We start from the raw sequence: 13,321 nt of genomic DNA, 5'->3' as shown, positions 1-13,321 counted from the left end.
TAATCGACGACATGGAGGAGAGATGAGCGGCCACTCCAAGTGGGCCACCACCAAGCACAAGAAGGCCGCCCTCGACGCCAAGCGTGGCAAGCTGTTCGCGCGGTTGATCAAGAACGTCGAGGTCGCCGCGCGTTCCGGCGGGGGCGACCCGGACGCCAACCCCACGCTGTACGACGCCATCGTCAAGGCGAACAAGAACTCGGTGCCCAAGGACAACATCGAACGCGCGCGCAGGCGCGGCGCCGGTGAGGAGGCCGGTGGCGCCGAGTGGCAGACGATCATGTACGAGGGCTACGCGCCGAACGGTGTCGCCGTGCTGATCGAGTGCCTCACCGACAATAAGAACCGCGCGGCGAGCGAGGTGCGCACGGCTCTCACCCGGCACGGCGGCTCGCTGGCCGACCCGGGCTCGGTGTCCTACCTGTTCAACCGCAGGGGCGTCGTGATCATGCCGAAGAACGGGCTCTCCGAGGACGACGTGCTGATGGCCGTGCTGGACGCCGGCGCGGAGGAGGTCAACGACCTCGGTGAGAGCTTCGAGATCATCTCCGAGGCCACCGACCTGGTGTCGGTGCGCTCCGCGGTGCAGGAGGCCGGGTACGAGTACGAGTCGGCCGACGCGAACTTCCTGGCCACGGTCAACGTGCCGCTGGACGCCGAGGGTGCCAAGAAGGTGTTCCGGCTGATCGACGCGTTGGAGGACTGCGACGACGTGCAGAACGTGTTCGCCAACTTCGACGTCTCGGACGAGGTGCTGGCCGAAGTCGGTTGACTCGCCGGGGATTACCCGGCCGTAGCCACTGGGCGTGCGCGGATCGATACGGCAGAATGTCCGCCGTGACGGCCGAGATCCTGACCTCAGAAGAGGAAGAACTGCGTGAGTGGATTGTTTCCCAGGGCGAGCAACGGGGAAACGCCGTCATCTCGGTGAGCAGGGACGAGAACGGGGCGGGCTACGCCTTCACCGCGTGTGCCTGGGCTCTGCACGAGGTTCCCGAGGCAGTGGTCGTCGGCCTCCCCGAGGAGATCGCGCCGGTGCTGCTCGACGCCTATGTGGACCGGGCGGCCGCGGGTGAGCGGTTCGAGTTCGGCAAGGTCTACGAGGACTTTTTCGAGGGCGTGCCACTGACTTTCGAGCAGGTGGCGAAGGGCCACTACCCGGAGTTCTTCGGCAGCGCGTTCCTGGTGTACCCGGATGGCGACTTCCCAGCCGTGCAGATGATCGTGCCGACGCCGGAAGGTGTGTGGCCGTGGGAGGACCACGCCCCGGACGGTTTCGCCGCCTGGCAGCCGGTGCTCACCGTCAGTGGTGTCCCGGAGAGTTGGACCCCCGGCGTCGACGGACCCTGAGTCCATAGTGGACGCCCGCCCGTTGTTGGGCGGGTGTTCGCTTCCTCGCCACGTGCCGGCGAACCCCCGCACACGGGCGGCCGGCAGCCTCGCCACCGGTAGTCGAGGACGAAACCACTGGGGAGGCTGTCGTGCGGGACGATAGGGCCGGGGTGTCCCGGCGTGGCGCGCTCGGTATCGCCGGGGCTGTGGGCGTCGCCGGAATCACGGGTTCCACGGGGGCGCATGCCGAGCCCACGCGCGGGCCGGGACGGCGGCTGATCGGCCCCTCCTTCGGGCACGAGTTGCACGTCATGTCCTTCAACATCCGCTACGACGCCCGTGCGGAGCCCGGCACTCCGGACTCCTGGACCGACCGCAGGCCGGTGCTGGCCAGGTTCTTGCGGCTGGAGCAACCGACTGTGCTCGGTGTCCAGGAGGCGTTGTATCACCAGGTCAGGGAGGTGAGCGCGGACCTGCCGGCGCACTACGACTGGATCGGTCTCGGCAGGGAAGGCGGTAGCCGGGGCGAGTTCATGGCCGTCTACTACGACACCCGCCGGGTCGAGCCGGTCGATTTCGACCACTTCTGGCTCTCCGAGACCCCGAACGTGATCGGGTCGACCTCCTGGGGCAACACCGTGGTCCGGATGGTGACCCTGGTGCGTTTCCGTGATCGCCGCGGCCGCGAGTTCGTGCACGTCAACACGCATTTCGATCACCGATCCGAGAACTCGCGGCAGCGCAGCGCCGAACTGGTCGCCGAGCGGATCACCGGGTTCGACCCCGGGTTGCCCGTGGTGCTGACCGGTGACTTCAACAGCCCGGCCGAGGACTCCGAATCCTTCCGCATCCTCACCGAAGCGGGGCTGAGCGACACCTGGCACACCGCCGAGCGCAGGCTGACCCCGGCGTGGGGCACCTTCGGCGGCTACCGGGAGCCGGTGGAGGGCGGCGACCGGATCGACTGGATCCTGGCGAGCTCCGGCGTGCGTACCCGCAAGGCCGCGATCAACCCGTTCACCGTGCGCGGCCGCTACCCTTCCGATCACCTACCCGTCCAGGTCCTGGTGAGCCTCGACGGCATGATGGGTGCATGAGTGAGCCACCGAACGGGAAACTCCGCTACCGCCTGCTGACCGGGCCGGACGACCAGGCGTTCTGTCGCCGGGTCAGCGAGGCCATCGCCGAGGGCTACCGACTGCATGGCAGCCCCGCCGCGACCTTCGACGGCGAGCACGTCGTGCTGGCCCAAGCCGTGGTCTGGCCGGAAGGGTAGTGAACACCTACCGGCGAGTCCTGAGCGTCGGGAGGGCGGCTCGCCGGTAGGGTTCGGCCTCGAACTGATGTTCGTGGCACGGCGTCGAGGTGGGATACGTTCAGGTGAAGGACACGATGCGGGTACTCGGCGTGGACCCCGGGCTGACGCGCTGCGGCCTCGGCGTCGTGGACGGCGGGATCGGCCGGTCGGTCAGCTGCGTCGCCGTGGATGTGGTGCGCACCCCCGCCGACGCCGAACTGTCCGCCAGGCTGTTGCACGTATCCGAGTGCGTGGAGGAGTGGCTGGACAGCTACCGGCCGCAGGCGGTCGCGGTCGAGCGGGTGTTCAGCCAGCACAACGTGCGGACCGTGATGGGCACGGCCCAGGTGGGCGGCGTGGTGGCGTTGAGCGCGGCGCGGCGGGGGTTGCCGGTGGTCTTCCACACGCCGAGCGAGGTGAAGGCGGCCGTGACCGGATCGGGCCGCGCGGACAAGGCGCAGGTCACCGGCATGGTGACCAAGCTGCTCAAGCTCGCGGCGAAGCCCAGTCCCGCGGATGCGGCCGACGCGCTCGCCCTCGCCATCTGCCACCTGTGGCGGGAACCGATGCGGGCCAGGGTCGCCGAGGCCGAGGCGCGAGCCGCCGAGCTGGCCCGCAAGCACAAGGCACGGCTGGCCGCCGCGACGCGGGCCGGCCACACCGGGACCGGTACGACGGGTGGTGGGCGATGATCTCCTCGGTGCGTGGCGAGGTGCTGTCCGTAGGTCTGGACCACGTGGTGGTCGAGGTCGGTGGGGTGGGGCTCGCGGTGCAGGCGACCCCGGCCACCCTGGCCACCCTGCGCCGGGGCGAGCAGGCGCTGCTGCACACCGCGCTGGTGGTCCGGGAGGACTCGCTGACCTTGTTCGGTTTCGCCGAGCTCGAAGCCAGGGAACTGTTCGGCCTGCTGCAGACGGTCTCCGGGATCGGTCCGCGGTTGGCGCTGGCCGCGCTGGCCGTACTCGACCCGGACAAGCTGCGCAACGCGCTCGCCGAGGGCAACATCACGATGCTCACCCAGGTCCCCGGTATCGGTCGCAAGGGGGCCGAGCGGCTGACCCTCGAACTACGGGACAAGGTCTCCGCCACCGGCGAGGCGGCGAGTCCGGAGGGCGCGGGCGTCACCGGGGCGGGTGGCGCGGTCCGGGCCGAGGTGGTGGAAGCGCTGGCCGGCCTGGGCTTCCCGGCCAAGCAGGCCGAGCAGGCGGTCGACAAGGTGCTGGCCGCCAACGGAGCCGCGGACACCTCGGCGACCCTGCGGGCCGCGCTGACCACCCTCGGGCGGAAACAGTAGGGGGGTCCATGCACGATGAGCAGGTGACCGACTTCGAACCGGCCGACGAGACCGCCCTCTCCGCCCTACCGCACAGCGGTGAGCACGAAGTCGAGACCACCCTGCGCCCGCGCAAGCTGGCGGAGTTCATCGGGCAGCCGCGGGTACGCGAGCAACTGGAGCTGGTGCTGGCCAGCGCGCGCAAGCGGGGCGTGCCGCCGGACCACGTGTTGCTTTCCGGTCCGCCGGGGCTCGGCAAGACCAGCCTCGCGATGATCATCGCGGCCGAGCTGGACGCCACCCTCCGGGTCACCTCGGGCCCCGCGCTGGAACGCGCGGGTGACCTCGCCGCGATGCTGTCCAACCTCGCCGAGGGCGACGTCCTGTTCATCGACGAGATCCACCGCATCGCCCGCCCCGCCGAGGAGATGCTCTACCTGGCGATGGAGGACTTCCGGGTGGACGTCGTGGTCGGCAAGGGGCCGGGAGCGACCAGCATCCCGCTGGAGATCGCCCCGTTCACGTTGGTCGGCGCCACCACCCGGTCCGGCTCACTGACCGGCCCGCTGCGCGACCGGTTCGGCTTCACCGGGCAGATGGAGTTCTACCACCCCGAGGAGCTGGAGCTGGTGGTCGGCCGGGCCGCGACCATCCTGGACATCACCGTGGACGAGGACGCGGGCGCGGAGATCGCCCGCCGCTCCCGCGGCACCCCTCGGATCGCCAACCGGCTGCTGCGCCGGGTCCGGGACTACGCGGAGGTACGCGCGAACGGCGAGGCGAGCAAGGAGGTCGTGCGCGCCGCCCTGGAGGTCTACGACGTGGACGAGCTCGGGCTGGACCGGTTGGACCGGGCGGTGCTGTCGGCGCTGGTGCGTTCCTTCGGCGGCGGGCCGGTCGGTGTCTCCACGCTCGCGGTCGCCGTGGGGGAGGAGCCGAGTACGGTGGAGGAGGTGTGTGAGCCGTACCTTGTCCGCGCGGGTATGCTCGCCCGGACTCCCCGTGGCCGGGTCGCTACCGCGACCGCCTGGGAGCATCTCGGTTTGCGGCCGCCCGCGGGTACGGCGGCGGAGCCGAGCTTGTTCGACTGAACGGGCAAGGGGAGCACAGGGACCAGCACCGGATGCTGGCGTCCTTGGTGGCACCTGGCACACTCGATAGAGCACATCCACACAAACCGGACGCCACCCGAGGCATGGACGTCCGTTGAATGGAGAATTATGGAAGGCCTATTCCTGCCGCTGCTCCTGATGCTGGTCGTGGCGATTCCGCTCATCATGGGCACCCGCAAGCAGAAGAAGGCGATGGCGCAGCAGCAGGAGCTGCAGAGCAGCCTGGCTGATGGCGACCGGGTGATGACCACGTCCGGCATGTACGCCACGGTTGCCGACGCCAGTGACGAGAGCACCATCGACCTGGAGATCGCGGACGGCGTGGTGACCACCTGGCTGCGTCAGGCTGTGCGGGAGAAGATCAACCCGGAGCTCGAAGAGGACAGCGTCGAGGACGCCGAGGACGAGGCGGCCATCGAGACGAGTTCGTCGTCGGACACCGAGCGTGACACCGATGCCGAGGAGGAGAAGCAGGGTGCGCAGGTCGCGCCCCCGCTGGAGCACGGCAAGAAGTAACGGAGTGTGCGCCTCAGCCTGACCGCCCACGCACGTGCCATCGCACCGCGACACCGTGGGCGAGGGCCCAACGCTGGGTTCACGCAGCACCGAGTAGGGTCTCGGTGCTGCGTGTGTGTCGGCCGTCTCACCGGACGGTCGAGCACGGGCAGGGCACCGACAGCTGACAGGACCCAGTTCGAGGAGACCGACCGACCGTGGCACCTCCGGCCGGGCAGATGCGCCCGGGACGCTATCTCGCCTTCTTCGCCCTTATTGTCATCGCGTTGTACTCGCTGGTGTTATTCACCGGCGACGGGCAGCCGAGGCCCAAGCTGGGCATCGACCTGCAGGGCGGCACCAGGGTCACCCTGACGGCGCGCACGCCGGACGGCAACGAGCCGTCCCGCGAGTCCCTCCAGCAGGCACGTTCGATCATCGAGACCCGCGTGAACAGCATCGGTGTCAGCGGTGCCGAGGTGGTGGTCGACGGCAGCAACCTGGTGATCACGGTGCCCGGCGAGGAGGGCGACCAGGCGAAGAACCTCGGCCGGACGGCCAGGCTGAACTTCCGCAAGGTGGTCCAGGCGGTACCGGCCGGCCAGCAGGCACCGCCGCCGACAGGCCAGCCGAACCAGCCCCCTTCCGGCGAGCCCGGGGCCGGTCAGCCCGAGGGCGAGCAGGGCCAAGGCGAGCAGGACCAGCAGGGCGGCGGTGGCGCGCCGGCTGGTGCCCAGCCCGCGCAGCAGCCGGACAACAACGACGGCGCCATCGACGCGGAGACCGCCAAGCAGATCCGCGAGGCCAAGGAGCAACGGCAGAACCCGGAGCTGGTCCCGGCCGACCCGCAGGATCAGGCCGCGGCCGCGCAGGCGCAGCAGTTGCAGCAGCAGGCACTGGCCACGCTGCAGTGCAGCGAGTCGGACCCGCTGCGCGGGAACGACAGTCCCGACCTTCCGCTGGTCACCTGCAACCAGGACGGCACCGAGAAGTACGTGCTCAGTCCCAGCTTCCTCCCCGGTGACCAGATCTCCCAGGCCACGGCCAACCCGCCGCAGCAAGGCAGCCCCGGCTGGGAGGTGAACCTGGAGTTCGACTCCGAGGGCACCACCAAGTGGGGCGAGTTCACCTCGGCCAACGTCGGCGAGCGGGCCGCGTTCGTGCTGGACACCCAGGTCGTCTCCGCGCCGAACATCGAGGTGGCGATCCTGGACGGCCGGACCCGGATCACCGGCAACTTCACCCAGGGCGAGGCCAGGGACCTGGCGGAGGTGCTGAAGTACGGGTCGCTGCCGCTGTCCTTCACCTCCTCGGACGCCAAGACCGTCTCGGCCACCCTCGGACTGTCCTCCCTGGAGGCGGGCCTGATCGCCGGCGGTATCGGCATCGGGCTGGTGTTCATCTACTGCCTGTTCTACTACCGCATCCTCGGCGTGCTCACCGTGCTCTCGCTGTTCCTCTCGGCGACGGTCGTCTACGCGGTCCTGGTGCTGCTCGGCCGATGGATCGGCTTCACCCTCGACCTGGCGGGGGTCGCCGGGTTCATCATCGCCATCGGTGTCACCGCCGACTCGTTCGTGGTGTACTTCGAACGACTCAAGGACGAGATGCGGGAGGGCAAGACCTTCCGGTCGGCGGTGTCCCGTGGCTGGGTCAGGGCCCGACGTACCATTCTCGCCTCGGACGCCGTGCTCTTCCTCGCCTCGGCGGTGCTGTACACCCTCGCGGTCGGCGAGGTACAGGGCTTCGCGTTCACCCTCGGCATGTCGACGGTGCTGGACCTGAGCGTGGTGTTCCTGGTGACCCACCCGCTGGTGGCACTGATAGCGAAGTCGAAGACCCTGTCCAGTCCCAAGCTCTCCGGGTTGGGAGCGGTGCAGCGGCTGGGTGCCGATCGCCGGCAGACCAAACGCGTCGGCCCGGCCGTGAAGGAGGCGTGACGTGGCGGTCGAGGAACCGGAGAAGACCGGCGAGAGCGGCAAGAACGGCCAGCCCGAACCGGGGCCGGCCAAGGACTCCGTGCTGCAGCGGCTGTATACCGGTACCGGCGCGTTCGACATCGTCGGCGCCCGCAAGCGGTGGTACGCGGTTTTCGCGGTGCTGATCGCGGTGTGCATCGGCTCGATCGGGATCAAGGGTTTCAGCCTCGGCATCGACTTTGTCGGCGGCACCCAGATCGAGATGCCCGCGCAGGGCACGGGCGGCGAGATCACGCCGGACGAGGCCAAGGAGGTCTTCAGCGGCGCGCTCGGTATCCCGGCCACCGAGGCACAGCAGGTCGGCATCGGGGACGCGGCCGCGGTGCAGATCCGTTCGCAGACGCTGAACACGGCCGAGTTGGACCAGGCCAAGAGGGCCCTGTTCGAGCAGTTGCAACCGCTCGGGGTGAACGGCCAGCCCACCGTGGACGCCATCAGCGACAGCGCGGTGAGTTCCTCATGGGGTGGTGAGATCTCCGAGAAGGCGTTGATCGCGCTCGGGGTGTTCCTGGTGCTGGTGACCGTCTTCCTCGCGCTCTACTTCGAGCGGCGGATGGCGATCGCGGCCGTCGTCGCGCTGCTGCACGACGTCGTGATCACCGCGGGCGTGTACTCGCTGATCGGCTTCGAGGTCACCCCGGCGACGGTGATCGGTCTGCTCACCATCCTCGGGTTCTCGCTGTATGACACCGTGGTCGTCTTCGACAAGGTCAAGGAGAACACCCGCGGCCTGCTCGGGCTGACCCGGCGGACCTACGGTGAGGCGGCGAACCTCGCGCTGAACCAGACCCTGATGCGGTCCATCAACACCTCGGTGATCGCGTTGCTGCCGGTGCTCGGGCTGATGGTGGTCGGTTACATCCTGCTCGGCTCCGGCACCCTGCAGGACCTCGCGCTGGTGCAGCTGACCGGCATGCTGGCCGGTGTGCTGTCCTCCGTGCTGCTGGCCACCCCGCTCCTGGTCGACCTGACCATGCGGGACCCGAAGTTCAAGGATCAGGCCCAGCGGGTGGCGGCGCGCAGGGCCAACCTGGCACGCAAGGCGGCGGCCGGCCGTACCGAGGACGACCTGGACACCACCGACGACGAGGCACTGTCCGCCGAGCTGCGCAAGGAGAAAGCCTACGCCGCGGCCGCCTCGGTCCCCGCCCGCACGCCGAAGGCGAGCCAGAAGGCGCCCTCCGCCGCGCCGAAGGGCAAGCCCACCGGTAAGCGGAAGCGCTGAGCGGGCGGTTCGGTACGGCGACATGCGCCTTGAGGACGCGCTCGACCTGATCGAGGAGGTTCCGGACTTCCCCGAGCCCGGGGTCCTGTTCCGCGATCTCTCGCCGCTGTTCGGCACGGCGGCGGGCTTCGCCACGGTGGTGGACGCGCTCGGCGAGCGACTCGCCCCCGAGGTCGAGTCGCTCGCCGCCGTGGAGTCCCGCGGGTTCCTGCTGGCCGCCGCCCTCGGTTACGCCCGGGGTATCGGGGTCACCCTGGTGCGTAAACCGGGCAAGCTGCCCTCCGTGGCGGGCCGGATCGACTACCAGCTCGAGTACGGCACGGAGACCCTCGAGCTGCCGGCCGGGACGGTGCGGGCCGGGGGGCGGGTCGCGGTGATCGACGACGTGCTCGCCACCGGCGGTACGGCCGCCGCGGCCTGTGCCCTGCTGGACCAGGTGGGTGCCGTGGTCACCGACGTGGCGGTGGTGCTGGAACTGGCCGTGCTCGGCGGCCGCAATCAGCTGCCCGATGTTCCCGTGCACGCCCTGCGCACCCTCTAGCCGGCGGCGTCAGGCGGCGTCCCGGCACGGCGACTGAGCCCCGCGAGTTAGGCTGGGGGATCAGAGACCGCCCGAGCAGTTGGAGGTGCGGGTGAGCCAGGAGCTCGATTCCGTGGTGGCTGGCCACTCCGAGGCACCCCCTGCCGGCACGACCCAGCCCGCCACGAACGGCGCCGCGACCAGGGCGCCCTCGGCGACCCGCCGGGTGCGCGCCCGGCTGGCCCGCCGGATCACAGCCCAGCGCGCCGCCTCGGTGAAGCAGGTGCTGGAGCCGCTGGCAGCGGTGCACCGGGAGTTGCATCCCAGCGCCGACCTGGGGTTGCTGCAGCGTTCCTACGATGTCGCCGAGGAACTGCACCGGGAGCAGCGGCGCAAGTCCGGAGATCCCTACATCACCCATCCGCTCGCCGTGGCGACCATCCTCGCCGAGCTGGGCATGGACACCACGACGCTGGTCGCGGCCCTGCTGCACGACACCGTCGAGGACACCGAGTACTCCCTCGACCGGCTCAAGGAGGAGTTCGGCAAGGAAGTCGGCGAGCTGGTGGACGGGGTCACCAAGCTGGACAAGGTGAAGCTCGGCCACGCGGCCGAGGCGGAGACCATCCGCAAGATGGTCATCGCCATGGCCCGCGACCCCCGGGTGCTGGTGATCAAACTCGCCGACCGGCTGCACAACATGCGCACCATGCGCTTCCTGCCGCCGGAGAAGCAGGCCCGTAAGGCCAAGGAGACCCTCGAGGTGCTGGCCCCGCTGGCGCACCGGCTCGGCATGGCCACCGTGAAGTGGGAGCTGGAGGACCTCGCGTTCGCCATCCTGCAGCCCAAGAAGTACGACGAGATCGTGCGGTTGGTCGCCGACCGGGCCCCGTCCAGGGACACCTACCTGCGCGGGGTGATCAACGAGCTGACCACCCAGCTCGAGGGGTCGCGGATCAAGGCCAGGGTCGAGGGCAGGCCGAAGCACTACTACTCGATCCACCAGAAGATGATCGTCCGCGGCCGCGATCTCGACGACATCCACGACCTGGTCGGGGTGCGGATCCTGGTGGAGGACGTCCGGGACTGTTACGCGGCGATGGGCGTGGTGCACGCACTGTGGCAGCCCATGCCCGGCAGGTTCAAGGACTACGTCGCCCAGCCGCGGTTCGGCGTGTACCAGTCACTGCACACCACGGTGATCGGGCCGGACGGCAAGCCGCTCGAGGTGCAGATCCGTACCTACGAGATGCACCGCACGGCGGAGTACGGCATCGCGGCGCACTGGCGCTACAAGGAGAGTCGTGGCACCCACGGTCACCATCCTGGCAACGCCGTGGACGTGGACGAGATGGCCTGGATGCGCCAGCTACTGGACTGGCAGCGGGAGGCGGCCGATCCGGGTGAGTTCCTCGAGTCCCTGCGCTACGAGCTGGCCAGCAGGGAGATCTTCGTGTTCACCCCGAAGGGCGACGTGATCACCCTGCCCGTCGGCTCGACCCCGGTCGACTTCGCCTACGCCGTGCACACCGAGGTCGGCCATCGCTGCATCGGTGCCAGGGTCAACGGCAGGTTGGTGGCACTGGAGCGCAAGCTGGAGAACGGCGAGGTCGTCGAGGTGTTCACCTCGAAGGCCGAGGGCGCGGGGCCGACCAGGGACTGGCTGCAGTTCGCCGGCTCGCCGAAGGCCCGCGCGAAGATCCGGCAGTGGTTCGCCAAGGAACGCAGGGACGAGGCGATCGAGAGCGGCAAGGAGGCGATCACCAAGGAGGTCCGCAAGGTCGGGCTGCCGCTGCAGCGGCTGGTCTCCGCGGACTCGATGGGAGCGCTGGCCGCCGAGCTGCGCTACGCCGACATCAGCTCGCTGTACGCCGCGGTCGGCGAGGGGCACACCAGTGCCAAGCACGTGGTGCAGCGGCTGGTCGCGCTGATCGGCGGCGTCGAGGAGGCCGAGGAGGAGCTGGCCGAGCGCTCCACCCCCTCCACGGTCACCCGCAGGCGCGGCTCCAACGACGTGGGCGTGGTCGTCAAGGGCGCGAGCGATGTCTGGGCCAAGCTGGCCCGCTGCTGCACCCCGGTGCCCGGCGACGAGATCCTCGGCTTCGTCACCAGGGGTGGTGGGGTCAGCGTGCACCGCACCGACTGCACCAACGCCGACGACCTGCGTTCCCAGCCGGAGCGGCTGGTCGAGGTGGAGTGGGCGCCGTCGGAGTCCTCGGTGTTCCTGGTGGCGATCCAGGTGGAGGCCCTGGACCGGCACCGGCTGCTCTCCGACGTGACCAAGGTGCTCGCGGACGAGCGGGTGAACATCCTGTCCGCCTCGGTGACCACCTCCCGGGACCGGGTCGCGGTCAGCCGGTTCTCCTTCGAGATGGGCGACCCCAAGCACCTCGGGCACGTGCTGAAGGTGGTGCGCAACGTGGAGGGCGTGTACGACGTGTACCGCGTCACCTCCGCCTCGTGACCCGGCGGGCCTCCCCTACGGTGGGGCGGTGACCGATGGGCTCCTGTTCTCAGTCGAAGGCGAGATCGCGCGGCTGACCCTGGCCAGGCCGGAGAAGAAGAACGCCATCACACATGGCATGTGGTCGGCCATTCCCGGTATCGTCGCCGAGGTCGAGCATGATCCGGAGATCAAGGTCCTGGTGCTCACCGGGGCCGGGCAGGACTTTTCCGCGGGCGCCGATATCAGCGAGTTCGGCGCCCTGCGTTCCTCGGCCGAGGGCGCGGCCGTTTACGACGAGGCCGTCGAGGCCACGGTGCGGGCGCTCACCGGCATGCGGAAGCCGAGCGTGGCGATGATCCGCGGCAACTGCATCGGCGGCGGCTGCCAGCTGTCGGTTGCCTGCGACTTCCGGTTCACCGCGGCCGGCGCGCGGTTCGGGATCACCCCCGCGAAGCTGGGCATCGTCTACGACTTCCTGTCCACCCGCCAGCTGGTGGCACTGGTCGGTCCGGCGCATGCCCGGTACTTCCTGCTGTCCGGCCAGCTGATCGACGCCGCACGGGCGCGGGAGATCGGGCTGGTCAACGAGGTCTTCGCCGCGGAGGAACTGGAGAGCGACACGCTGGAGTTCGCCCGCACGCTGTGTGCGCGTTCGCAGGCCTCGGTCCGCGGGATGAACCGGATCGTCGAGAAGATCCTCGCCGGCCACCAGGACAGCGATGAGGAGGTCGCTGCCATCCGGCTGGCCGCGGTGCACGGGGAAGACTACGCGGAGGGCGTGGCGGCCTTCCTGGAGCGCCGTACGCCCACGTTCACCTACCGGTGACGGCGACTCAGATCTCCTCCAGCGGGGTGGCCTCGTAGGCGGCCCGCAGCAACTCGCCGAGTTCCGGGTCGACGGCCAGCTCGGTGTCGTCGATGGAAGCCAGTAGCGCGTCCGGCGCGCTGGAGTTGGCGAAGAACGCGGACCGGAGCTGCTTGGCCTCGGGCAGGGTGAGCGCCAGGGTCTCGGTGGGCACCCCCAGCCGCCGCAGCCCCTCGCGGAGCAACTGCTGGGTGATCCCGTCCAGCATCGGGGCCTGCGGCCAGATCACCGTGTCGCCGTCGAAGAACCCGACGTTCCAGATCGTGCTCTCGCTGACGTGCCCGGCCCCGGTGCGGAACAGGGCGTCGTCGAACCCGGCCTGCTGCGCCGCGCGGCGGTGGTACATCAGGCCGAAGGTGCCGACATGCTTGATCTCCGGCAGGAACCGCTGGTACTCCACGGCACACACGCGCAGCGGCTCCGCGGGTGGCTCGCTCGGCGGGCCGGTGGTCACCAGCACGTCCGGCTCCAGCTGCCCCGCGAGGTTCCGCGCGGTCAGCCTGCTGGAGAAGACGGTGACCCTGGCCGAGACCGCGTCCATCCCGGCCACCGCCTGCCGCAGTTGGTTGCGGACGGGCTCGGTGTCCAGCTCGACCCCGAACAGCAACCGGGTGGCGTCCACCAGCCTGCGCAGGTGATGCGCGAGGCCGCGGACGCGGCCCGCGCGCACCTGCATGGAGGTGAAATGCCCGTAGTTGACCAGTGCGGGCAGCGCCAACTGCTCGGCCGTGGCCGTCGAGCCGTTGATCTCGGCCCTGCGTGGTGCGGTCACGAGTT

Annotated in this window: 14 protein-coding genes; 13 read left to right on the top strand and 1 reads right to left on the bottom strand. The window is 69.7% G+C overall.

The window, feature by feature from the left end; all coding sequences use genetic code 11:
* Positions 1-22: 22 nt before the first annotated feature.
* The 13 genes from FB471_RS04605 (at position 23) to FB471_RS04545 (ending at position 12,505) form a co-directional block, all read left to right on the top strand.
* Positions 23-772 (top strand): YebC/PmpR family DNA-binding transcriptional regulator, encoded by a 750-nt coding sequence (locus FB471_RS04605; protein WP_141996093.1) that lies wholly within the window; start codon positions 23-25, stop codon positions 770-772.
* 56 nt (positions 773-828) lie between these two features.
* Positions 829-1,350 (top strand): DUF4262 domain-containing protein, encoded by a 522-nt coding sequence (locus tag FB471_RS04600; protein ID WP_141996092.1) that lies wholly within the window; start codon positions 829-831, stop codon positions 1,348-1,350.
* Positions 1,351-1,481: 131 nt separating this feature from the next.
* Entirely contained in the window at positions 1,482-2,429 is a 948-nt protein-coding gene (locus tag FB471_RS04595) for an endonuclease/exonuclease/phosphatase family protein (protein WP_141996091.1), read from the top strand.
* Complete coding sequence (locus tag FB471_RS04590) at positions 2,426-2,608, top strand: DUF1737 domain-containing protein (RefSeq protein WP_141996090.1); 183 nt, start codon at positions 2,426-2,428, stop codon at positions 2,606-2,608. Before FB471_RS04595 ends, FB471_RS04590 begins: the two co-directional genes overlap by 4 nt.
* Before the next feature lie 116 nt (positions 2,609-2,724).
* On the top strand, positions 2,725-3,321 hold the full coding sequence (ruvC, locus tag FB471_RS04585) for a crossover junction endodeoxyribonuclease RuvC (RefSeq protein WP_142001585.1): 597 nt from the start codon (positions 2,725-2,727) through the stop codon (positions 3,319-3,321).
* Positions 3,318-3,923, top strand: a complete 606-nt coding sequence (gene ruvA / locus FB471_RS04580) for a Holliday junction branch migration protein RuvA (protein ID WP_141996089.1) — start codon at positions 3,318-3,320, stop codon at positions 3,921-3,923. Before ruvC ends, ruvA begins: the two co-directional genes overlap by 4 nt.
* A gap of 8 nt (positions 3,924-3,931) precedes the next feature.
* Positions 3,932-4,993, top strand: a complete 1,062-nt coding sequence (gene ruvB, locus FB471_RS04575; protein WP_141996088.1) for a Holliday junction branch migration DNA helicase RuvB — start codon at positions 3,932-3,934, stop codon at positions 4,991-4,993.
* A gap of 129 nt (positions 4,994-5,122) precedes the next feature.
* Positions 5,123-5,530, top strand: a complete 408-nt coding sequence (gene yajC, locus FB471_RS04570) for a preprotein translocase subunit YajC (RefSeq protein WP_141996087.1) — start codon at positions 5,123-5,125, stop codon at positions 5,528-5,530.
* A 197-nt stretch (positions 5,531-5,727) separates the two neighbouring features.
* Positions 5,728-7,449, top strand: coding sequence for a protein translocase subunit SecD (secD, locus tag FB471_RS04565; protein ID WP_141996086.1), 1,722 nt, complete (start codon positions 5,728-5,730; stop codon positions 7,447-7,449).
* 1 nt (position 7,450) lies between these two features.
* A complete protein-coding gene (secF, locus tag FB471_RS04560; protein WP_141996085.1) occupies positions 7,451-8,713 on the top strand; it encodes a protein translocase subunit SecF in 1,263 nt (420 codons plus the stop codon).
* A gap of 22 nt (positions 8,714-8,735) precedes the next feature.
* Positions 8,736-9,254 carry an adenine phosphoribosyltransferase gene (locus FB471_RS04555; RefSeq protein ID WP_141996084.1) on the top strand — a complete coding sequence of 173 codons (519 nt, stop codon included), beginning with the start codon at positions 8,736-8,738 and terminating at the stop codon, positions 9,252-9,254.
* 91 nt (positions 9,255-9,345) lie between these two features.
* Positions 9,346-11,697 carry a RelA/SpoT family protein gene (locus tag FB471_RS04550; RefSeq protein ID WP_141996083.1) on the top strand — a complete coding sequence of 784 codons (2,352 nt, stop codon included), beginning with the start codon at positions 9,346-9,348 and terminating at the stop codon, positions 11,695-11,697.
* 28 nt (positions 11,698-11,725) lie between these two features.
* On the top strand, positions 11,726-12,505 hold the full coding sequence (locus tag FB471_RS04545; protein ID WP_141996082.1) for an enoyl-CoA hydratase/isomerase family protein: 780 nt from the start codon (positions 11,726-11,728) through the stop codon (positions 12,503-12,505).
* A gap of 7 nt (positions 12,506-12,512) precedes the next feature.
* On the opposite strand, the gene FB471_RS04540 is transcribed toward FB471_RS04545, so the two are convergent.
* Positions 12,513-13,316, bottom strand: a complete 804-nt coding sequence (locus FB471_RS04540; RefSeq protein ID WP_141996081.1) for an aminotransferase class IV family protein — start codon at positions 13,314-13,316, stop codon at positions 12,513-12,515.
* Positions 13,317-13,321: the final 5 nt, after the last annotated feature.

Origin of the sequence: Amycolatopsis cihanbeyliensis, assembly GCF_006715045.1 — a bacterium.
GTDB classification, from domain to species: Bacteria; Actinomycetota; Actinomycetes; order Mycobacteriales; family Pseudonocardiaceae; genus Amycolatopsis; species Amycolatopsis cihanbeyliensis.
This window is presented reverse-complemented; position numbering and strand designations above follow the sequence as displayed.

Excerpts from the sequence above, each read along its gene's own strand:
- FB471_RS04605 (WP_141996093.1), top strand. The coding sequence starts at position 23 with ATGAGCGGCCACTCCAAGTGGGCCACCACCAAGCACAAGAAGGCCGCC.
- FB471_RS04600 (WP_141996092.1), top strand. The coding sequence starts at position 829 with ATGTCCGCCGTGACGGCCGAGATCCTGACCTCAGAAGAGGAAGAACTG.
- FB471_RS04590 (WP_141996090.1), top strand. The coding sequence starts at position 2,426 with ATGAGTGAGCCACCGAACGGGAAACTCCGCTACCGCCTGCTGACCGGG.
- ruvC (WP_142001585.1), top strand. The coding sequence starts at position 2,725 with ATGCGGGTACTCGGCGTGGACCCCGGGCTGACGCGCTGCGGCCTCGGC.
- ruvA (WP_141996089.1), top strand. The coding sequence starts at position 3,318 with ATGATCTCCTCGGTGCGTGGCGAGGTGCTGTCCGTAGGTCTGGACCAC.
- ruvB (WP_141996088.1), top strand. The coding sequence starts at position 3,932 with ATGCACGATGAGCAGGTGACCGACTTCGAACCGGCCGACGAGACCGCC.
- yajC (WP_141996087.1), top strand. The coding sequence starts at position 5,123 with ATGGAAGGCCTATTCCTGCCGCTGCTCCTGATGCTGGTCGTGGCGATT.
- FB471_RS04555 (WP_141996084.1), top strand. The coding sequence starts at position 8,736 with ATGCGCCTTGAGGACGCGCTCGACCTGATCGAGGAGGTTCCGGACTTC.